Annotated in this window: 18 protein-coding genes; 11 read left to right on the forward strand and 7 right to left on the reverse strand. The window is 59.9% G+C overall.

Going from position 1 to position 20,040, the window contains the following annotated elements:
- Positions 1-163 precede the first annotated feature (163 nt).
- Both GNF76_RS03735 and GNF76_RS03740 read right to left on the reverse strand, forming a co-directional pair.
- Positions 164-646 (reverse strand): glutathione peroxidase, encoded by a 483-nt coding sequence (locus tag GNF76_RS03735; protein ID WP_155581822.1) that lies wholly within the window; start codon positions 644-646, stop codon positions 164-166.
- Positions 647-782: 136 nt separating this feature from the next.
- Positions 783-1,268, reverse strand: coding sequence for an FKBP-type peptidyl-prolyl cis-trans isomerase (locus GNF76_RS03740; protein ID WP_017476012.1), 486 nt, complete (start codon positions 1,266-1,268; stop codon positions 783-785).
- On the opposite strand from GNF76_RS03740, the gene GNF76_RS03745 reads away from it, so the two are divergent.
- The 3 genes from GNF76_RS03745 to GNF76_RS03755 all read left to right on the forward strand — a co-directional run bounded on the left by GNF76_RS03745 (position 1,237) and on the right by GNF76_RS03755 (position 4,637).
- Positions 1,237-1,575: a DUF3565 domain-containing protein gene (locus GNF76_RS03745; protein WP_155581823.1), complete on the forward strand. Its 339-nt coding sequence runs from the start codon at positions 1,237-1,239 to the stop codon at positions 1,573-1,575. The two genes, GNF76_RS03740 and GNF76_RS03745, sit on opposite strands and share 32 nt — an antisense overlap.
- 62 nt (positions 1,576-1,637) lie before the next feature.
- Positions 1,638-3,737 carry a phosphate acetyltransferase gene (gene pta, locus GNF76_RS03750; RefSeq protein ID WP_155581824.1) on the forward strand — a complete coding sequence of 700 codons (2,100 nt, stop codon included), beginning with the start codon at positions 1,638-1,640 and terminating at the stop codon, positions 3,735-3,737.
- Complete coding sequence (locus GNF76_RS03755) at positions 3,738-4,637, forward strand: acyltransferase (protein ID WP_155581825.1); 900 nt, start codon at positions 3,738-3,740, stop codon at positions 4,635-4,637.
- A gap of 171 nt (positions 4,638-4,808) precedes the next feature.
- Here the strand turns inward: GNF76_RS03755 and cysN are convergent, their stop codons facing one another.
- The 3 genes from cysN to GNF76_RS03770 all read right to left on the reverse strand — a co-directional run bounded on the left by cysN (position 4,809) and on the right by GNF76_RS03770 (position 8,736).
- Positions 4,809-6,707, reverse strand: coding sequence for a sulfate adenylyltransferase subunit CysN (cysN, locus tag GNF76_RS03760; RefSeq protein WP_155581826.1), 1,899 nt, complete (start codon positions 6,705-6,707; stop codon positions 4,809-4,811).
- Between the two features lie 9 nt (positions 6,708-6,716).
- Entirely contained in the window at positions 6,717-7,634 is a 918-nt protein-coding gene (gene cysD / locus GNF76_RS03765) for a sulfate adenylyltransferase subunit CysD (RefSeq protein ID WP_155581827.1), read from the reverse strand.
- A gap of 343 nt (positions 7,635-7,977) precedes the next feature.
- Positions 7,978-8,736 (reverse strand): Nif3-like dinuclear metal center hexameric protein, encoded by a 759-nt coding sequence (locus GNF76_RS03770; RefSeq protein ID WP_155581828.1) that lies wholly within the window; start codon positions 8,734-8,736, stop codon positions 7,978-7,980.
- 103 nt (positions 8,737-8,839) lie between these two features.
- Here GNF76_RS03770 and algW point away from each other — a divergent pair, with 103 nt between their 5' ends.
- The 3 genes from algW to GNF76_RS03785 all read left to right on the forward strand — a co-directional run bounded on the left by algW (position 8,840) and on the right by GNF76_RS03785 (position 12,951).
- Positions 8,840-9,994: a Do family serine endopeptidase AlgW gene (gene algW, locus GNF76_RS03775; protein ID WP_155581829.1), complete on the forward strand. Its 1,155-nt coding sequence runs from the start codon at positions 8,840-8,842 to the stop codon at positions 9,992-9,994.
- A 113-nt stretch (positions 9,995-10,107) separates the two neighbouring features.
- Positions 10,108-12,219, forward strand: a complete 2,112-nt coding sequence (locus GNF76_RS03780; protein ID WP_155581830.1) for a TonB-dependent siderophore receptor — start codon at positions 10,108-10,110, stop codon at positions 12,217-12,219.
- 12 nt (positions 12,220-12,231) lie between these two features.
- A complete protein-coding gene (locus tag GNF76_RS03785; protein ID WP_155581831.1) occupies positions 12,232-12,951 on the forward strand; it encodes a DUF4198 domain-containing protein in 720 nt (239 codons plus the stop codon).
- Between the two features lie 133 nt (positions 12,952-13,084).
- On the opposite strand, the gene hemH is transcribed toward GNF76_RS03785, so the two are convergent.
- Together hemH and GNF76_RS03795 are read right to left on the reverse strand one after the other, a co-directional pair.
- A complete protein-coding gene (gene hemH / locus GNF76_RS03790; protein ID WP_155581832.1) occupies positions 13,085-14,107 on the reverse strand; it encodes a ferrochelatase in 1,023 nt (340 codons plus the stop codon).
- 14 nt (positions 14,108-14,121) lie between these two features.
- Positions 14,122-15,021: a TIGR01777 family oxidoreductase gene (locus tag GNF76_RS03795; protein WP_155581833.1), complete on the reverse strand. Its 900-nt coding sequence runs from the start codon at positions 15,019-15,021 to the stop codon at positions 14,122-14,124.
- 210 nt (positions 15,022-15,231) lie between these two features.
- Here GNF76_RS03795 and GNF76_RS03800 point away from each other — a divergent pair, with 210 nt between their 5' ends.
- The 5 genes from GNF76_RS03800 (at position 15,232) to GNF76_RS03820 (ending at position 20,037) form a co-directional block, all read left to right on the forward strand.
- Positions 15,232-16,215 carry an NAD(P)/FAD-dependent oxidoreductase gene (locus GNF76_RS03800; protein WP_155581834.1) on the forward strand — a complete coding sequence of 328 codons (984 nt, stop codon included), beginning with the start codon at positions 15,232-15,234 and terminating at the stop codon, positions 16,213-16,215.
- A 311-nt stretch (positions 16,216-16,526) separates the two neighbouring features.
- Positions 16,527-17,444 carry a MerR family transcriptional regulator gene (locus GNF76_RS03805; protein WP_155581835.1) on the forward strand — a complete coding sequence of 306 codons (918 nt, stop codon included), beginning with the start codon at positions 16,527-16,529 and terminating at the stop codon, positions 17,442-17,444.
- A gap of 3 nt (positions 17,445-17,447) precedes the next feature.
- Positions 17,448-18,884 (forward strand): deoxyribodipyrimidine photo-lyase, encoded by a 1,437-nt coding sequence (gene phrB, locus GNF76_RS03810; protein ID WP_155581836.1) that lies wholly within the window; start codon positions 17,448-17,450, stop codon positions 18,882-18,884.
- Complete coding sequence (locus tag GNF76_RS03815) at positions 18,881-19,651, forward strand: SDR family NAD(P)-dependent oxidoreductase (protein ID WP_155581837.1); 771 nt, start codon at positions 18,881-18,883, stop codon at positions 19,649-19,651. Before phrB ends, GNF76_RS03815 begins: the two co-directional genes overlap by 4 nt.
- Positions 19,652-19,731: 80 nt before the next feature.
- Positions 19,732-20,037, forward strand: a complete 306-nt coding sequence (locus tag GNF76_RS03820; RefSeq protein WP_155581838.1) for a YkgJ family cysteine cluster protein — start codon at positions 19,732-19,734, stop codon at positions 20,035-20,037.
- Positions 20,038-20,040: the final 3 nt, after the last annotated feature.

Here is a 20,040-nt window from a genome sequence, read left to right on the forward strand (position 1 = left end):
CCACGGGAAAGGGGTTTTATGACGTAGATAATATGGAGAGTGCGCAGTACTGGATAGCACTATTGATTGCGGTGATTAAGGGGTAAAAGCAGGAAAGACGATGGGCTTGTTGTGGCAAGGGGCTTGCCCCCTCGCCACAACAAGCCCCACTACAACAACGGTATCAGCTCAGCGCCTTTTCGATGGCCTGAACAATGGTCGGATCATCCGGAGCAGTACGCGGCGAGAAACGCGCCAGCACCCGACCATCCTTGCCCAGCAGAAATTTTTCGAAGTTCCAGGTGATGTCCCCGGGAAACTCGGCCCCCTCGCCCGCCAGCAAACGGTACAACTGGTGACGCTCAGGGCCATTGACCTCAAGCTTGCTGCCCAGGGGAAAGCTCACGCCATAGTTAAGGCTGCAGAACGCCTGGATCTCCTCCTCGGTACCCGGTTCCTGGCCCGCAAACTGGTTGCACGGCAGGCCCAGCACGGTGAAACCCTGGCCCCTGTATTGCTGATAGAGGTTTTCCAGCGCCGCATACTGCGGTGTCAGCCCGCATTTGGAGGCAACGTTGACCACCAGCACGACTTGCCCCTTGAAGGGCGCCAGAGGCAGCTCCTGACCATCCAGAGCTTTGAGTTTAAGGTCGTGGAAAGCACTCATGACGAACTCCAGATATCCCATGTTCTTCGCATAACAGCGGTTCGAGATTACAACCGCCCAGTCGGCAATAATAGCTGCCGATCAAAAAAGGCGCCCGAAGGCGCCTTTTTCCAACTGACAGACCTTAGTCCATCAATTAATGGTGATGACCGCCTTCACCGTGGACGTGACCGTGGGCCACTTCTTCCTGGGACGCGTCGCGGATAGCCACGATCTTGACCTGGAAGTTCAGGCGCTGGCCAGCCAACGGGTGGTTGCCGTCGACGGTGACGTCGTCGCCGTCCAGATCACGGATGGTAACGATCTGCATCTGGCCGTCTGGAGCGGAAGCGTGGAACTGCATGCCCACTTCCAGCTCATCAACGCCTTCGAACATGCTGCGGCTCAGGGTGCTGACCAGTTCGGCGGAGTATTCACCGTAGGCATCTTCAGGTTCTACGGCAACGGTCAGTTCGTCACCGACCTCTTTGCCTTCCAGGGCCTTTTCCAGGCCCGGGATGATGTTACCTGCACCTTGCAGGTAGACCAGCGGCGCGCCGCCGGCAGAACTGTCGATGACCTCACCAGCGTCGTTGGTCAGGGTATAGTCAATGGAGACAGCCTTATTGGCGGCGATCGGCATGGGGCGAGACCTTTTGCATAAGAATGAAGAACGGACAAGTCTAAACAAGGATTTGCCCGAAAGCGAACAGAACCCGGACAGACGGGGTCGAACAAGCGACTCGACGGTCATGGGTTTTCATCAGGATGAAGACCAACACTGGGTCGTCGAGCTTTCCTGCGGCCACACCCAACACCTGCGCCACCAGCCGCCGTGGCAATCCCGGGCCTGGGTCAATGACCCTGCGCAACGCCTTGAAAAAATAGGCCGGCCCTTTGCGTGTGGCTGGTGTGCGCAGGGCTCAGATAGAGATAACCTTGGCACTTGATTCCCCCGGTAGGCCATCAGCTATAGACAGCCACCGAAGCCATGCACCTCCAGAGAATTCGCATGCAGACTTTTTTTATCGCGCCCACCGATTTTGGTGTGGGTCTGACCTCCATCAGCCTTGGGCTGGTGCGTACCCTTGAGCGGGCCGGGCTGAAAGTCGGCTTCTTCAAACCCATTGCCCAGCCACACCCCGGCGACACGGGGCCGGAGCGCTCTACCGAACTGGTAGCTCGCACCCACGGCCTGAAACCGCCACAGCCGCTGGGCCTGGCGCACGTCGAGCGCATGCTCGGCGACGGCCAACTCGATGAGTTGCTGGAAGAAATCATCACCCTTTACCAGCAAGCAGCCGTGGGCAAGGACGTGCTGATTGTCGAAGGCATGGTGCCGACCCGCAGCGCCAGCTATGCGGCACGGGTCAACCTGCACCTGGCGAAAAGCCTGGATGCCGAAGTGATTCTGGTCTCGGCGCCGGAAAACGAAGTGCTGACCGAACTGTCCGGCCGCGTGGAACTGCAGGCCCAACTGTTCGGTGGCCCGAAAGACCCGAAGGTCCTCGGCGTGATCCTCAACAAGGTGCGTACCGAGGAAAGCATGGAGGCGTTCTCCGCACGCCTCAAAGAGCATTCGCCCTTGCTGCGCAGTGGCGATTTCCGCCTGCTGGGCTGCATTCCGTACCAGCCGGAACTCAACGCCCCACGCACCCGCGACGTGGCCGACTTGATGGGCGCGCAAATCCTCAACGCCGGCGACTACGAAACCCGGCGCATGACCAAAATCATCATCTGCGCACGCACCATGCGCAACACCGTGGAGCTGCTCAAACCCGGCGTGCTGGTGGTAACGCCGGGGGATCGTGACGACATCATCCTCGCCGTCAGCCTCGCCGCCATCAACGGCGTGCCGTTGGCCGGCCTGCTGCTGACCAGCGACACCCTGCCCGACCCACGCATCATGGACCTGTGCCGTGGCGCCTTCCAGGCCGGGCTGCCAGTGTTGTCGGTGAGCACCGGCTCTTACGACACCGCCAACCTGCTCAATAACCTGAACAAGGAAATCCCGATTGATGACCGCGAACGTGCGGAGATCATCACCGACTTCGTCGCCAGCCACCTCGATGCCCGCTGGCTGCACCAACGCTGCGGCACACCACGGGAAATGCGCCTGTCGCCGGCGGTGTTCCGTTATCAATTGATCCAGCGCGCCCAGGCCGCCAACAAGCGCATCGTCCTGCCCGAAGGCAGCGAGCCGCTGACCGTACAGGCCGCCGCGATCTGCCAGGCGCGAGGCATCGCCCGTTGCGTGTTGCTGGCCAAACCTGCGGACGTGGAAGCAGTGGCCCGTGCACAAGGTATCGAGCTGCCCGAAGGCCTGGAGATTCTCGACCCGGATTTGATTCGCCAACGCTATGTCGAGCCCATGGTGGCCTTGCGCAAAAGCAAAAGCCTCAACGCGCCGATGGCCGAGCAGCAACTGGAAGACACCGTGGTGATCGCCACCATGATGCTCGCGCTGGATGAAGTCGACGGTTTGGTCTCCGGCGTCATCCACTCCACCGCCAACACCATCCGCCCGGCCTTGCAGCTGATTAAAACCGCACCGGGCTGCACCTTGGTGTCGTCGGTATTTTTCATGTTGTTCCCCGAGCAAGTGCTGGTCTACGGCGACTGCGTGATGAACCCGCACCCAAGCGCTGCGGAACTTGCGGAAATTGCCCTGCAAAGTGCCGACTCGGCTGCTGCATTCGGCATCACGCCACGGGTAGCGATGATCAGCTATTCCAGTGGTGATTCGGCCAGCGGAGAAGAAGTGGAAAAGGTTCGTGAAGCCACCCTGCTTGCCCACGAAGCCCAAAGCTCGCTGCTGATCGACGGCCCGTTGCAATACGACGCCGCCGCCAACGAAACCGTCGCCCGACAATTGGCCCCCAACAGCCTGGTCGCCGGCAAGGCTACGGTGTTCGTGTTCCCCGACCTGAACACCGGCAACACCACCCACAAGGCCGTACAACGCAGCGCCGATTGCGTCAGCCTGGGGCCGATGCTGCAAGGCCTGCGCAAACCGGTGAACGACCTGCCCCGTGGGGCCCAGGTGGACGACATCGTGTACACCATCGCCCTGACTGCGATTCAAGCCGCCAACCGACCTATGGATGCCTAAATGCTGGATTTTCTACCTGCCGCCGTACGCGGAGTGATCGCCTCGCTGTTGCTGGCGCTGAACACGATCCTGCTGTGTTCGTTCCTGTTTATCGTGGCGCTGTTCAAGCTTCTTCCGTTTGCCAAGCGCTTCAGCGAATGGCTGATGAACCACACCCACGAGGCGTGGATCAGCAACAACAAGGCCTGGATGAACCTGGTGCGCCGCACCCACTGGCACCTGAAGGGCCTTGAGGGCCTGGACTACGAGCATTCTTATCTGGTGACCAGCAACCACCAGAGTTGGGTCGACATCATGGTGCTGCAATACGTGCTCAACCGGCGTATTCGTCCGCTGAAGTTTTTCCTCAAGCAGGAGTTGATTTGGGTCCCGGTGATCGGTCTGGCCTGGTGGGCATTGGGCTTCCCGTTCATGAAGCGCTACACCAAAGCCTACCTGGAGAAGCACCCGGAGAAGAAAGGCAAGGACCTGGAAACCACCCGCAAGACCTGCGCGAAGTTTCGCGACAACCCGGTGGGGATTTTCAACTTTGCCGAGGGCACGCGGTTTACCGAGGGTAAGCACGCCCAGCAGAAGTCACCGTTTCGCTATTTGCTCAAGCCCAAGGCCGGCGGCATTGCCTTTGTGCTGGATGCCATGGGCGAACAACTGAAGTCGCTGGTGAACGTGACCATTCACTATCCTGGCGGGCGTCCCGGTTACTGGGATTTGCTGTGCGGGAATGTGAAGGACGTGGTGGTGCAGTTTGAAGAAGTGCAGATTCCGGTGCAGTTCATTGGCAAGAACTATGAGCAGGATGCGGAGTATCGGTTGGCGTTCCAGGGGTGGATCAATGGGTTGTGGGAAGAAAAGGATGTGTTGCTGGAGCAGCTTCACAAAGACTTCCCTGCCAGCCGCTAATCAACATGTGGATGCAATTTAATGTGGGAGCTGGCTTGCCTGCGATAGGATCGCCTCGGCTCAACTGACAGACCGAGTTGCCTGCATCGCAGGCAAGCCAGCTCCCACATTAGAAAATGAAAAGGCCCGCTACCGAGTGATCGGTGGCGGGCCTTTTTGCGGCTGTGACGCTTAGATCACGCCGCGCTGACGCAACAGCTCCAGCACTTGCTTGACGCTTTCTTCCAGCGACAGCACCTGGGTGTCGATCACCAGATCGGCATTCAGCGGCACGTCATACGGGAAGGACTCGCCCGGGATGTTATCCCCGCCTGCGGCATACAAGCCTTGCGGATCACGCTCGGCACACACCAACGGCGAAGCCTGGACATACACCGTCAGCAGCCGATCATCACCAATCAATGCCTTGGCCTGTTCACGACCAGCTGCATCCGGGGCAACAAACGCGGCCAGGGTCAGCAAGCCGGCTTCGTTGAACTGACGCGCCACGTGAGCAGCACGACGCCAGTTCTCGGCACGCCCGGCACGGTCTTGCAGCAGACCTTTATTCAGGTCATGGCGCAGGTTCTGACCGTCCAACACAAACACCGCACGGCCCATGTCGAACAGCTTGCGCTCTACCGCGTAGGCCAAGGTACTTTTGCCGGCGCCGGACAAGCCGCTGAACAGCACGGTAGCCGGTTGCTGGCCGAAGCGCTGGGCGCGCTCCTCAGTGGCTACATGTGCAGACTTGCCATGTTGCACAGCACTGCCATGACTGGCCGGTGGCGCGATGATCATCCCCGCTGCCACGGTGCCGTTGGTCAAGCGATCGATGACGATAAAAGCACCGGTGGTGCGGTTGCTCGCATAGCCGTCCAACGCAATCGGAGCGTCGAGGCTGACCTTGACCCGACCGATCTCGTTCAGTTGCAAGGCACTGGCTGGCCCTTCAGCCAAGGTGTTCACATCCACGCGATGCACGATGCTGGTAATGGAACCCGGCACGTAGCTGGTGGCGCGCTTGATGTCGTATTTCTTGCCCGGCAGCATCGGCTCTTCGGCCATCCACACCAGCATGGCGTCAAAGGCGTCGGTCACTTGCGGCACGTTGTCGGCATGCACCAGCAGGTCGCCACGGGAGATGTCGATCTCGTCTTCCATGGTCAGGGTCACGGCCTGGCCGGGACCTGCGTGCTCCAGTTCACCTTCGAAGGTGACGATGGATTTGACGCGGCTACTCTTGCCCGACGGCAGCACCACGACTTCGTCGCCTTTATGCACGATACCGCTGGCCAGGGTCCCGGCAAAACCTCGGAAGTTCAGGTTCGGACGGTTGACGTACTGCACCGGGAACCGCAGGTCGGTGTAGTTGCGATCGTTGGCGATCTCGACGGTTTCGAGGATCTCCATCAGCGACTGGCCGGTGTACCAAGGCGAACGCTCGCTCTTGTTCACCACGTTGTCGCCCTTGAGCGCCGACATCGGCACAAACGCCATGGTGCTCGGCTTGAACGCGATACCTTCGGCAAACTTCAGGTAATCGGCCTTGATCGACTCGAACACGCTTTGGTCAAAGCCATTGATGTCCATCTTGTTGACGGCCACCACGATGTGTTTGATGCCCAGCAACGAGGCGATAAAGCTGTGGCGACGGGTCTGGGTCTGCACACCGTAGCGGGCGTCGATCAGGATGATCGCCAGGTCACAGGTGGACGCACCGGTGGCCATGTTGCGGGTGTACTGCTCATGGCCGGGAGTGTCGGCGATGATGAATTTGCGCTTGGCAGTAGAGAAGTAGCGGTAGGCGACATCGATGGTGATGCCCTGCTCACGCTCGGCCTGCAGGCCGTCGACCAGCAATGCCAGGTCGATGTCGTCACCGGTGGTGCCGACTTTCTTCGAATCGCGGGTGATGGCTTCCAGATGGTCTTCGTAGATCATCTTGGAGTCGTGCAGCAAGCGCCCGATCAGGGTGCTCTTGCCGTCGTCGACGTTGCCACAGGTCAGAAAGCGCAGCATTTCCTTGCGTTCGTGCTGGCCCAGGTAGGCGAGGATGTCCTCGCTGATCAAATCAGATACGTGCGACATGACAACCCCTTAGAAATAACCCTGACGTTTTTTGTCTTCCATGGAGCCTGCGCCATCGTGATCGATGACTCGGCCCTGGCGCTCGGAAGTTCGCGTCAGGAGCATTTCCTGAATGATGTCCGTCAGGCTTTCAGCCTCGGACTCCACCGCGCCCGTCAACGGGTAGCAGCCAAGGGTACGGAAACGCACTTTCTTTTTGACGATACGGGCTTTTTCTTCGTCGGACAGGTGCTCGAGGATGCGCTCGTCGTCGATCATGATCAGCGTGCCGTTCTTCTCGATCACATCGCGTTCGGCGGCGAAGTACAGCGGCACGATCGGGATGCCTTCAAGGTAGATGTACTGCCAGATGTCCAGCTCGGTCCAGTTGGACAGCGGGAACACACGGATCGACTCGCCCTTGTTGACGTTGCCGTTGTAGACGTTCCACAGCTCCGGGCGCTGGTTTTTCGGGTCCCAGCGGTGCTTGCTGTCGCGGAACGAGTACACGCGCTCTTTGGCGCGGGATTTCTCTTCATCACGACGGGCACCGCCGAAAGCTGCGTCGAACCCATACTTGTCGAGGGCCTGTTTCAGGCCTTCGGTCTTCATGATGTCGGTGTGCTTGGCGCTGCCGTGGGTAAACGGATTGATGCCCTGCGCCACGCCGTCCGGGTTGACGTGGGTGATCAGCTCCAGGCCGAGTTCTTCAACCATACGGTCGCGGAACTTGTACATCTCCTGGAATTTCCACTGGGTGTCGACGTGCATCACCGGAAACGGCAGCTTGCCCGGGAAAAATGCCTTGCGCGCCAGATGCAGCATCACGGCGGAGTCTTTACCGATCGAGTAGAGCATCACCGGGTTGTCGAACTCGGCGGCGACCTCGCGGATGATGTGGATGCTTTCCGCCTCCAGCTGTTTCAGATGCGTCAGTTTGTCGACCATGGCTACTCACGGAAAAACGATCTTATGGACGGCCATCGGGCCGTGTTCGAGCGGGGCATGCTAGCACAGCACCTTCTTCTATTCAGGGAGCCGACTAGAACGAAACGGTATATGAATATACCGGTGGGTTTGGCCCTACTCGGTCGAAGGTGGGAGCTGGCTTGCCTGCGATCGCGCTGTAGCCGCTGCCGAGGTACGAGGCTGCGATGCGTGTCCGCAGGACCGCCCTGGGGGCCGCTACGCAGCCCATCGCAGCCTCATTCTTCGGCAGCGGCTACAACCGCATTCGCGATGCACGTCGAATCGTCGCACCGCTGCTCCCACATTTGTTCGGCGATGCTCATCAGATCGGATTGGGACAATCGATGAATAGATGTTCAAGGGCAAAGCGCCGCGCCAGATAGTCCCCCAGCGCCTGCACACCATAACGCTCAGTGGCGTGGTGACCGGCGGCAATGAAGCTGATGTCATTTTCCCGCGCACTGTGGAAGGTCTGCTCCGAGGCCTCACCGCTCAGGTACAGGTCAACACCGGCCAATACGGCCTGATCGATATAGCCCTGGCCGCCACCTGTGCACCAGCCAATACGGCGGATCATCTCGCTGCCTTCAATCAGCAATGGCTCACGGCCCATGGCGTCCTGCACGCGACGGGCGAAGTCGCGGGGTGACACCGGCTCAGCCAGCGAGCCCACCAGGCCGACGACCTTGAGGTTATCCGGGTCCAGCGGGCCTTCGACGGTGATGTCCAGTTGCCGAGCAAGCTGCACGTTGTTACCGACGTCGGGGTGCAGGTCCAGGGGCAAGTGGTAGGCCAGCAAGCTGATGTCGTGCTTGAGCAGGGTTTTCAGGCGGCGCTGCTTCATGCCGGTGATGCACGGGCTTTCGCCTTTCCAGAAATAGCCGTGGTGCACCAGCACCAGGTCGGCCTGGGCTTCGACCGCCGCGTCCAGCAACGCCTGGCTCGCCGTGACACCGCTGACAATGCGCCGCACCTGGGGGCGGCCCTCGACCTGCAGGCCATTGGGGCAATAATCGGCAATTTTCGCGCTGTTGAGGTAGCGGTCTGCTTCCTCGACTAAGGTGCTCAGGGCGACGGCCATAAAAGACTCCTAAATATCCCGTTCAGAGGCGCGCTCGGCCTCGTATAATGCGCGACATTATGGGCGCTCTTGTGCCCCCTGCAACCTGTCAGGATTTTTCTTAATGCTCAAGGCACTGCGTTTTTTTGGATGGCCATTGTTGGCTGGCGTGCTGATCGCGATGCTGATTATTCAGCGTTATCCACAATGGGTCGGCCTGCCGACCCTCGATGTCAACCTGCAACAGGCACCGCAAACCAGCGCGGTGGTACAAGGCCCGGTGACCTATGCCGATGCCGTCGTCATCGCAGCGCCTGCGGTAGTCAACCTGTACACCACCAAGGTCATCAACAAACCGGCCCACCCCCTGTTTGAAGACCCGCAGTTCCGGCGCTTTTTCGGTGATAACTCGCCCAAGCAGCGGCGCATGGAGTCGAGCCTGGGCTCCGGGGTAATCATGAGCCCGGAAGGCTACATCCTCACCAACAATCATGTGACCACCGGCGCCGACCAGATCGTTGTGGCCTTGCGTGACGGCCGGGAAACCCTGGCCCGCGTAGTCGGCAGTGATCCGGAAACCGACCTCGCGGTGCTGAAGATCGACTTGAAGAGCCTGCCGTCGATCACCATCGGTCGCTCCGAAAGCTTGCGCGTCGGTGACGTAGCACTCGCCATCGGCAACCCGTTCGGCGTCGGCCAGACGGTGACCATGGGCATCATCAGTGCCACAGGGCGCAATCAGTTGGGCCTCAACAGCTACGAAGACTTTATCCAGACCGACGCAGCGATCAACCCCGGCAACTCCGGCGGTGCGCTGGTGGATGCCAACGGCAACCTGACCGGGATCAACACGGCGATCTTCTCCAAGTCCGGCGGCTCCCAGGGCATCGGCTTCGCGATCCCGGTGAAGCTGGCGATGGAGGTGATGAAGTCGATCATCGAACATGGCCAGGTGATTCGTGGCTGGCTGGGGATTGAAGTGCAGCCGTTGACCAAGGAACTGGCGGAGTCCTTTGGGCTGACCGGTCGCCCTGGCATCGTGGTCGCAGGGATCTTCCGCGACGGTCCGGCGCAGAAAGCCGGGCTGCAATTGGGTGATGTCATCCTCAGCATCGACGGCGAGCCGGCGGGTGATGGGCGCAAATCGATGAACCAGGTGGCGCGGATCAAACCCACTGACAAGGTCACCATCCAGGTCATGCGCAATGGCAAAGAGCTCAAGCTGTCGGCAGAAATCGGCTTGCGACCACCGCCTGCACCGGTGAAAGAAGAGGAATAACCTGCGGCTTGCAGGAGCCTGTGTGCAGGCTCCTGTAACCCAATATTTCAAAAAGCATTGATTCTCATCAGTTATGTTATGTTGTTTCAATATCGCTATTGGAACGCTCTACCATGCCGTCTCGAAAATTTGCCCCACTGGCCGGAATCGCCTTGGGTTTACTGGTGGACCCGGCCTACGCCGAAGACGCCTCCACTGTTGAACTGGACACCATCAGCGTCACCAGTGAGGCATACGAATCCGCCACCAGTCCCGTCAAAGGCTATCGCGCCACCCGTTCGGCCAGCGCTACCAAGACTGACACCGCCATACGCGACATCCCACAGTCCATCAGCGTAATTCCCGCCACGGTGCTTAAAGACCTCGGCAGTACCAATGTCGAACGCGCCCTGGAGTTTGCCGGCGGCGTGTCCAGGCAGAACAACTTCGGCGGCCTGACCCTCTACGAATACAGTGTGCGCGGTTTCACCACCTCGGAGTTCTACCAGGACGGTTTCAGCGCCAACCGCGGCTACCCAAGCACCCCGGACGCGGCCAACATCGAACGCATCGAAGTACTCAAGGGCCCCGCCGCCAGCCTGTATGGCCGTGGTGATCCCGGCGGCACCGTGAATATCGTCACCAAGAAACCCCAGGCCGAAGCCTTCACCACCGTGCAAACCAGCGCCGGCAGTTGGGATCGCTACCGCACCACCCTTGACGTCAACACGCCACTGGACAGCGAAGGCCGCGTGCTGTCACGGGTCAACCTGGCAGTGGAGGACAATCAGAGCTTCCGCGACCACGTGCAAAGCAAGCGCGTGTTCGTCGCACCGTCTTTCAGTTGGCAACTGGACCCGGACACCAGCCTGCTGGTGGAAAGCGAATTCGTGCGCCACAGCTCGACCTTCGACCGAGGTCTCGTCGCGCCCAACAACCGCTGGGGCGGCGTCTCCCGCTCGACCTTCCTCGGCGAGCCCAACGACGGCGATATCCGCAACCACAACAACCGCCTGCAAGCGACCCTTGAGCATCACCTCAACGATGCCTGGAAGCTGCGCCTGGCCAGCCATTACAAACAGGGCAGCCTGTGGGGCGACGCCTCGGAAAACCGTGCACTGAATGCTGATGGTCACACCGTCAACCGCCGCTACCGCGAACGCTCCACCGGTTGGCACGACAGCATTACCCAGCTGGAATTGCGTGGCCTGTTCGACATCGGCAGTTGGCAGCACGAACTGTTGATCGGCACCGAGTACGAGGATTACCGCAAGAAAGAACGAGTAACCGCCATCGGCGGCAGCGACTACGCGATCGACATCTATAAGCCGATCTACGGCCAGCCCAAGCCCAACGGCAAGCGCTCCGGCACCGACTTCTACGAGCACGTGAAAAGCCAGGCCCTGAACCTGCAAGACCAGATCGTCTTCACCGATCGCCTGCGAGGCATGATCGGCGCGCGTTTCGAGCACTTCGAACAAAGTACCGACGACTACACCCGCAACCACGCCAAAAACCGACAGACCCACGATGCCCTGACCCAACGCGCCGGGTTGCTCTACCAACTGACGCCACAAGTGGGCGTGTTCGCCAACGCCTCCACCTCGTTCAAACCCAACAATGGCCTGGACGCCGGCGGTAAATCCTTCAAGCCGGAAGAAGGTGTGGGTTACGAAGTCGGCATCAAGAGCGAACTGTTCGACGACCGCCTGAGCACCACCCTCGCCGCCTTTCATATCGAAAAGGAAAACGTCCTGGCCAGGGACCCGGCTACCGACACCGACCGCGCCATGGGCAAGGCCCGCAGCCAGGGCTTTGACTTGCAGCTCACAGGGCAACTGACCGACGCCGTACGGGTTATCGGCGCTTTCGCCTACATCGATGCCGAAGTCACCAAGGGTGACAAAACCATTCCGACCGGCAGCCGGATTCTCGGCGTGGCCAAGCGCAGCGGCAGTCTGTTGGGCGTGTATGAGTTCCAGGACGGCCTGCTACGAGGATCCGACCTCGGTGCCGCCTTCACCTACGTCGGTGATCGCTCGGGTGAAGCGGGCGGCAGCTTTGAGTTACCGGCGTACCACACCGTCGACCTGCTGGCTCATTACAAGGCCAGCGACAACGTCACCGTGGGCCTGAACCTCAACAACCTGTTCGATGAAAAGTACTACGAGCGGTCCTACAGCAACTACTGGGTCATGCCCGGGGAACCGCGCAACCTCACCGTCAGCCTGACCCTCAACCTGTAAAAGGACGTCACCATGCTCCCTCTCAAATCACTGGCAGTGCTCGGCCTGCTGTTTGCCACCCAGGTCTGCGCCCATGGCCTGTGGACCGAACAACGGCGCGGCAATATCGAAGTCATCTACGGCCATGGCGCCGAGGACGATGCTTTCAGGGCTCAAAAAATCAGTGGCGCCTGGGCCTATGACACGGGCGGAAGAATGATCCCGGTGACGGTGCAACGTCTGGACGATCATGCTCGACTGCAACCGCTCAAACCACCGGCCGTGCTGGCGGTCGCGCTGGATAACGGGATGTGGTCGAAGACTGCGGATAACAAGTGGATCAACCAAGGCCGCAGTAAAGTGCCTGGCGCGGTCGAGTCGACCCAGACCTTCAAATACAGCCTGGCGATTTACCAACCCGGAGCGAAATTGCCCAAGCTGGATCAGATCAAGCTGCTGATCCTGCCTGAAGTCGACCCGTTGACCGTAGGCCCGGGCAAGTCACTGCCGGTACGGGTGCTGCTGGATGGCAAGCCCGTGGCGGGAGTCAAGTTGATTGGCGACTACCGTAATGCACCGAACACCTTGAGCACCGAGACTGACGCTGAAGGCCGTGCCCAGGTGCTGGTGCGTAATGAAGGGTTGAATGTGATTGCGGCACAGGTGGAAGTGCCGCTCAAGGACAACGCTGATGTGGCGACACGAGGATTGTTCAGTTCGCTGACGTTCCTTGGCGAACCGCATCACGAATAAACACCACAAAACAATGTGGGAGCCGGGCTTGCCCGCGATGGCGGTGTATCAATCACCAGATGTATCAACTGACACATCGCCATCGCGGGCAAGCCCGGCTCCCACATTGATATTCATTATTTCGAGCGGGTAATTACAACGCCACGGGGGCCCGCTCACACAACGTATTAAGCGCCACCGCCCACTGCTCCTCATCATTCAAACACGGCACCAACACCAACTCCTCGCCACCCGCTTCGCGGAACTGCTCCAACCCACGGTCACCAATCTCTTCCAGGGTCTCGATGCAATCGGCCACAAATGCCGGGCACATCACCAGCAATTTCTTCACCCCTTGCCGAGCCAACGCTTCCAGCCGCGCTTCGGTATAGGGTTCGATCCACTTCGCCCGGCCCAGACGTGATTGGAACGCCACCGACCACTTGCCCTGCGCCAACCCCATGCGCTCGGCAAAATCCCGGGCAACACTGAAACACTGCCCGCGATAACAGGTGGCTCGCACTTGCGGCGAGGCGTTGGCGCAGCAATCGGTGGCACCGTCGAACTCATGACCCGGGTTGAGTTTTTTCAGGTGTCGCTCGGGCAAGCCATGGAAGCTGAACAACAAGTGATCGAAGTCCTGCTGCAAATGCGGCTTGGCACTGGCTACCAAAGCGTCGAGGTATTCAGGCTGGTCGTAGAACGGCTGCAAAATCGAAAACTGGATCGCCAGCTTCTTGTCCCGTACCACACGCTTGGCCTCTTCAACCACTGTGGTCACGGTGCTGTCGGCAAATTGCGGGTACAGCGGCGCCAGGGTGACTTTCTTGATGCCCCGGGCAGCCAGCCGAGTCAGCACGCTCTCAATGGACGGCTCGCCATAGCGCATCGCCAACTCCACAGGCCCCTGAGTCCACTGCGCCGTCATTTGCTGTTGCAGGCGGCGACTGAGGACCACCAGAGGCGAGCCCTCGTCCCACCAGATCGAGGCATAGGCATGGGCCGATTGCTCGGGACGCTTGATCAGGATCAGCGACACCAGCAACCGTCGCACCGGCCACGGCAGATCGATCACGTAAGGGTCCATCAGGAATTGATTGAGGTAGCTGCGCACATCGGCCACCGAAGTGGATGCCGGTGAACCCAGGTTGACCAGTAACAACGCGTGATCCGTCATGCAACATCCTATCTCTAGAGGCGGCTGGACAAGTCGTCCAGGGCCGCATGCAACTCAGTAAACTGAAAAGTGAAACCGGCTGCCAACAACCGCTGCGGGACCGCCCGCTGGCCACCCAGCAACAAGCCAGACAACTCGCCCAGGCCGATACGCAAGGCGAAGGCCGGCATAGGCATGAACGCTGGACGATGCAGCACTTTGCCCAGCGTCTTGGCGAATTCAAGATTGCGCACCGGCTGCGGCGCACAGGCATTATAAGGACCCCGGGCGTCAGTCTTGTGCAGAAGAAAATCAATCAGGGCGATTTGATCCTTGATATGCACCCACGGCATCCACTGCCGGCCATTGCCGATAGGCCCGCCCAGCGCCAGTTTGAACGGCAACAGCAGCCGCGACAAAAAGCCGCCCTCGGCCGCCAGCACCAGCCCGGTTCGCACCAGTACCACGCGTACACCGAAAGACTCTGCTCGCTGGGCGGTTTCTTCCCAGGCGATGCATAACTGGCTGGGGAAGTCGTCCTGCACCGGGCCACTGTCTTCGGTCAGTTCGCGCTCACCGCCATCGCCGTACCAACCCACCGCAGAACCGGAAATCAATACCCCCGGTTTGTGCTCGAGGCCATCGAGCCAGGCAAGCAGGGTTTCAGTCAGGCCGATCCGGCTGCTCCACAACAATGCCTTGCGTTTATGGGTCCAGGGCCGGTCGGCAATGGGTGCGCCGGCCAGGTTAATCACCGCGTCCACCGGCTGGTTAATGTCCTGCAGACGGGCGACACCTTGCACCTGGCCACCGCAAAGTTTGGCCACTTGCTCCGGATGACGGCTCCACACACTCAGGCGATGCCCTTGGGCCAGCCAGTGTTGGCAGAGCTGGCGACCGATCAGTCCCGTACCGCCCGTCAGCAAAATATGCATGAGTTTTTCCTCGTGTAACGTTCGCCGTCCAACACTGGTCTATTTTATAGACAGGGATCTTTTAAATCGGGCGCAACGTTGGTTTAACCCTCATGTTTAACCATAGGACACGCCAAACGATCAGGCATGCCAAAACTTATACCAAAAAACAATATTGTACAGCTATTGGTGTCGGCGTAGTCTGTACCCAACGGTAAAACGAGGCCTCCCATGACTGTTCCCATCGCGATCATTGGTACCGGCATCGCCGGGCTCTCCGCCGCTCGAGCGTTGAAAGACGCCGGGCACGTTGTACAACTCTTCGATAAAAGCCATGGCAGCGGTGGCCGTATGTCCAGCCAGCGCAGCGATGCCGGCGCACTGGACTTGGGGGCCCAGTATTTCACCGCCCGTGACCGGCGCTTCGTCAATGAAGTGCAGCGTTGGCAGGCCAATGGTTGGGCCGCAGAGTGGGAACCCCAGTTGTACAACTTCAAGTCCGGGCAATTCAGCCCCTCACCCGATGAACAGACCCGCTGGGTCGGCACCCCACGCATGAGCGCTATCACTCGGGCGTTGCTGGATGACCTGCCAGTGGAGTTTGGCTGCAGGATCACTGATGTGTTCCAGGGCACACAGCACTGGAACCTGCTGGACGCCGACGGTAGTAACCATGGCCCGTTCAGCCACGTCATCATCGCCACCCCGGCACCTCAGGCTACCGCACTGCTGGCCGCCGCACCGAAACTGGCAAGCGCCGCCGCCGGCGTGAAGATGGACCCCACCTGGGCCGTCGCCCTGGCCTTCGACACCCCGCTGGACACCCCCATGGAAGGCTGTTTTGTGCAGGACAGCCCACTCGACTGGCTGGCCCGTAACCGCAGTAAACCTGGGCGCGACACCAGACTCGACACCTGGGTACTGCACGCCACCAGTGCCTGGAGCAAGCAGCATCTGGACTTGCCCAAAGAGGCGGTGATCGAACAACTGCACGGTGCCTTCGCCGAACTGCTGCACAGCGCCATGCCTGCCCCGATCTTCAGCCTGGCCCACCGCTGGCTCTATGCTCGGCCGTCCGGCAGCCACGAGTTTGGCGTATTGGCCGATGCCGACCTAGGGCTGTACGTGTGCGGCGACTGGTGTCTCTCAGGCCGAGTCGAAGGCGCCTGGCTCAGTGGCCAGGAAGCGGCACGGCGTTTGATCGCACATCTGTAGCAACTGTCGGCTCGTCAGGACGTTGTCTGGGCTGGTGCGGGCTACGTAGCCTCGCTGGTGCTCGACAACTACTACGGGGGTATGTCCTGGGTCAGCCTCTCGCCGCCAATACCTATACAGAATATTTGACTTGTACAGCATCAAACCTATGATGAGATTTAGTTGTACATAAAAATAATTATGTACAGGAATTTTGTAGAGGTTTACCCATGCCCAGCACCCCGTCCGCCACCCGCCAACCAAATATCGTGCAGCAGGCCTACCTGCAACCGCATCCGGAAAACCTCAGCCTGCGTAATGCGGTCTAACCCATGAGTACTTCTGTGCAAGACCACTGCGCCCAGGCCCTGGAACAAGGCTGGTTGCCGATCCGTGAAGTGGCGCGCCAGACTGGCGTCAACGCCGTGACTTTGCGAGCCTGGGAACGGCGCTACGGCCTGATCGTGCCCCTGCGCACACCCAAGGGGCACCGCCTGTTTAGCCTCGAACATGTGCAGCGCGTCCATTCCATCCTCACCTGGCTCAACCGTGGCGTGCCGGTCAGCCAGGTTAAAAAACTGATCGACACCGCACAAACCAGCAACGACGAAACCCCAAGTGAATGGCACAGCCTGCGCCAGCATCTGCTGCAAGCCATCAGCGAACTGGCCGAACACAGGGTTGACGCAACCTTCAACCAGGCCATGGCGCTGTACCCGCCGCGCACCTTGTGCGAACAGCTATTAATGCCACTGCTCGCAGACCTTGAACTGCGCTGGCAAGGCCAATTTGGCGCACAGATGGAGCGGGTGTTTTTCTATTCTTGGTTGCGCAGCAAGTTCGGCGCACGGATCTATCACAACAATCGCCAGCTCAAGGGCGCGCCGCTGTTGCTGATCAACCAGTCCGACCTGCCCCTGGAGCCTCACCTGTGGCTCACCGCCTGGCTGGTCAGCAGCGCCAACTGCCCCGTGGAAGTTTTCGACTGGCCATTGCCCATCGGCGAATTAGCCTTGGCGGTGGAGCATTTGCAACCCCGCGCGGTACTGCTGTATTCGAGCAAGGCGATCAACGTGCAGGCGTTAACGAAACTTCTGGGCGGCGTCAGTTGCCCAAAATTGATTGCAGGGCCAACGGTCTGTATCCATCAGGCCGAGTTGGCCGTATTAGCCCATGACATTCCTGAGTTGCTCCTGGCCGAGAATGCCCTGTCGGCTCATCAGGCGCTGATCCAGCGCGGACTTGTCTAAACGATGAACAAGCAATTGATCTGGTTGCGCAGTGACCTGCGCCTACATGACAACACCGCCCTCGCCGCCGCCGCCGAGCGCGGGCCCACAGTGGCGGTCTACCTGATCACACCCGAGCAATGGCGGGCTCACGGTGACGCGCCGTGCAAAGTGGACTTCTGGCTACGCAACCTGCGCAGCTTGAGCCAGGCGCTGGACGAGCTGAACATTGCACTGCTGATTCGTCATGCCGCCACCTGGGACCAGGCCCCGCAAACCTTGGTACAACTGTGCAAGGAGTTGTCGATCGACTCGGTCCACGCCAACGACGAATACGGCATCCATGAAAGCCGCCGCGATGCCGCCGTTGCCAAGGCACTGGAAGCCGAGAACATCAGCTTCCATCGCTATCTGGATCAACTGTTATTCCAACCCGGCAGCATCCTGACCAAGACCGGCACCTACTTTCAGGTCTTCAGTCAGTTCCGCAAGGTTTGCTACGCCCGCCTGCATACGGCCCTGCCGCGCCTGGTGGCGACGCCCAAGCCTCAGGCGACGCTGGCGGTAAAAAGCGACTTGATCCCCGAACACATCAGCGGCTTCGCCGCGCCAAGTGAACACTTGCGCACCCTTTGGCCCGCAGGCGAAGACGAAGCCCTGCGTCGCCTTGAGCAGTTTGCCGACGAGCACATCAGCGACTACAAGAATGAGCGTGACTTCCCCGCCAAACCTGGCACCAGCCAGTTGTCCGCCTACCTGGCCGCAGGCGTGGTCTCGCCACGCCAGTGCCTGCATACTGCCCTGCAAAGCAATCAAGGCGAATTCGAAAGCGGTGATATCGGCGCCATCACCTGGATCAACGAGTTGCTATGGCGCGAGTTCTATAAACACATCCTCGTGGGCTACCCCAGAGTCTCTCGCCACCGCGCCTTTCGCCCAGAAACCGAAGCTGTCCCCTGGCGTAACGCTCCCGAGGACTTGGCCGCCTGGCAAGAGGCCCGCACCGGACTGCCGATCATTGATGCTGCCATGCGCCAATTGCTCGAAACCGGCTGGATGCACAACCGCCTGCGCATGGTGGTGGCGATGTTCCTCACCAAGAACCTGTTGATCGACTGGCGCGAAGGCGAACGCTTTTTCATGCGTCACTTGATCGACGGCGACCTGGCGGCCAATAACGGTGGCTGGCAGTGGAGTTCCTCCACCGGCACCGATTCGGCGCCCTATTTCCGGATTTTCAGCCCCTTGAGTCAGTCGGAAAAATTCGACGCAGATGGGCACTTCATCAAGCACTGGCTACCGCACTTGGCGACGCTGAATAAAAAAGAAGTACACAATCCAGCCACTGCAGGTGGTTTGTTTGGCGCCGCCGATTATCCTCGCCCCATCGTCGATCTGAAAAAATCCCGGGAGCGTGCCCTCGCCGCCTTCCGCAGCCTGCCCTCAAGGAATATGGGATGAGCCTTACGTCTGCACGCCGCTACTGGCTGACCGGCGCCAGCAACGGGCTCGGTGCTGCGCTGGCCGAAGAGCTGCTCAAGAGCGGTGCTCACGTGGCGCTCAGCTCTCGCTTCCAGGAACCACTGGAGCAGTTCGCACAACAGTATCCAGGACACGTACTGGTGGTGGCAGGCGACTTGACCAACAGCCAGACTGTGCGCGAAATCGGCGAGCACATTACCCAGGTCTGGGGTTCGCTGGACACGGTGATCCTCAACGCTGGCACCTGTGAATACGTGGACACCCAGCAGTTCGACGCCTCGATCATCGAGTACGTGGTGCGCACTAACCTGCTGGCCAGCAGTTATTGCATCGAAGCGGCGTTGCCACTGTTGCAGGTTGGCCGAACACCACATCTGGTGGGCATTGCCAGTGCCGTGACCTATTTACCGATGTCCCAGACCGACCCCAAGGCCGGCCTGCGCCACCTGTTCGAATCCCTGCGCGTTGACCGGTCTTCCAAAGGCGTGGATATCACCGTGGTCATCCCGGGTTTTGTCGACACGCCACCGACGCAGAGCAGTGATTTCCCGATGCCGCTGAACTGGCCTGCTGACAAAGCAGCGCGGCATATTTTCGCCAAGCTGCAAGGTCGCCCGCTGGAGATTGCCTTCCCCGCGCTGTTGCTCGCCGCCCTGTGGCCGCTGCCGACGCTACCAAACAGCCCACAGCTGAGCATCGGCAAACGCATGCTGCCCAACCCACCGTCGCAAAAGGATGATCTGTGAAAACCGCAATTATCGGCAGAGCATGACATCCGTCAGAGCTTTCACACGTACACACCCGCGTTGCCTTACACTGCGCGCCTATGACCAACATCCCCCACACCCAAATCGCCGAACCCGCCGTCACCTGCTCCACCTGCGCCGCATGTTGCTGTCAGTTGGAAGTCATGCTGATTACCGACACCGGCGTGCCCGATCGCTTTATCGACACTGACGATTGGGGCGGTGAAGTGATGCTGCGCCTGGACGACGGCTGGTGCGCCGCTCTGGATCGCGACACGATGATGTGCAGCATCTATGAGAAACGGCCGTTGATCTGTCGGGAGTTCGAGATGGGCGCGCCGGAGTGCATCGAGGAACGCCAGGGAATTGCGACGGTGTATCGCTGACTT

Origin of the sequence: Pseudomonas spelaei, from assembly GCF_009724245.1 — a bacterium.
GTDB classification, from domain to species: domain Bacteria; phylum Pseudomonadota; class Gammaproteobacteria; order Pseudomonadales; family Pseudomonadaceae; genus Aquipseudomonas; species Aquipseudomonas spelaei.

What these genes read in the sequence shown, in the direction of transcription:
- GNF76_RS03770 (WP_155581828.1), bottom strand. Translation starts at nt 8,736, where the DNA reads ATGGCCGTCGCCCTGAGCACCTTAGTCGAGGAAGCAGACCGCTACCTC.
- algW (WP_155581829.1), top strand. Translation starts at nt 8,840, where the DNA reads ATGCTCAAGGCACTGCGTTTTTTTGGATGGCCATTGTTGGCTGGCGTG.
- GNF76_RS03820 (WP_155581838.1), top strand. Translation starts at nt 19,732, where the DNA reads ATGACCAACATCCCCCACACCCAAATCGCCGAACCCGCCGTCACCTGC.
- GNF76_RS03805 (WP_155581835.1), top strand. Translation starts at nt 16,527, where the DNA reads ATGAGTACTTCTGTGCAAGACCACTGCGCCCAGGCCCTGGAACAAGGC.
- GNF76_RS03795 (WP_155581833.1), bottom strand. Translation starts at nt 15,021, where the DNA reads ATGCATATTTTGCTGACGGGCGGTACGGGACTGATCGGTCGCCAGCTC.
- pta (WP_155581824.1), top strand. Translation starts at nt 1,638, where the DNA reads ATGCAGACTTTTTTTATCGCGCCCACCGATTTTGGTGTGGGTCTGACC.
- GNF76_RS03745 (WP_155581823.1), top strand. Translation starts at nt 1,237, where the DNA reads ATGGAGACAGCCTTATTGGCGGCGATCGGCATGGGGCGAGACCTTTTG.
- hemH (WP_155581832.1), bottom strand. Translation starts at nt 14,107, where the DNA reads ATGACGGATCACGCGTTGTTACTGGTCAACCTGGGTTCACCGGCATCC.
- GNF76_RS03740 (WP_017476012.1), bottom strand. Translation starts at nt 1,268, where the DNA reads ATGCCGATCGCCGCCAATAAGGCTGTCTCCATTGACTATACCCTGACC.
- GNF76_RS03800 (WP_155581834.1), top strand. Translation starts at nt 15,232, where the DNA reads ATGACTGTTCCCATCGCGATCATTGGTACCGGCATCGCCGGGCTCTCC.
- phrB (WP_155581836.1), top strand. Translation starts at nt 17,448, where the DNA reads ATGAACAAGCAATTGATCTGGTTGCGCAGTGACCTGCGCCTACATGAC.
- GNF76_RS03755 (WP_155581825.1), top strand. Translation starts at nt 3,738, where the DNA reads ATGCTGGATTTTCTACCTGCCGCCGTACGCGGAGTGATCGCCTCGCTG.
- GNF76_RS03785 (WP_155581831.1), top strand. Translation starts at nt 12,232, where the DNA reads ATGCTCCCTCTCAAATCACTGGCAGTGCTCGGCCTGCTGTTTGCCACC.
- cysD (WP_155581827.1), bottom strand. Translation starts at nt 7,634, where the DNA reads ATGGTCGACAAACTGACGCATCTGAAACAGCTGGAGGCGGAAAGCATC.
- cysN (WP_155581826.1), bottom strand. Translation starts at nt 6,707, where the DNA reads ATGTCGCACGTATCTGATTTGATCAGCGAGGACATCCTCGCCTACCTG.
- GNF76_RS03815 (WP_155581837.1), top strand. Translation starts at nt 18,881, where the DNA reads ATGAGCCTTACGTCTGCACGCCGCTACTGGCTGACCGGCGCCAGCAAC.
- GNF76_RS03735 (WP_155581822.1), bottom strand. Translation starts at nt 646, where the DNA reads ATGAGTGCTTTCCACGACCTTAAACTCAAAGCTCTGGATGGTCAGGAG.
- GNF76_RS03780 (WP_155581830.1), top strand. Translation starts at nt 10,108, where the DNA reads ATGCCGTCTCGAAAATTTGCCCCACTGGCCGGAATCGCCTTGGGTTTA.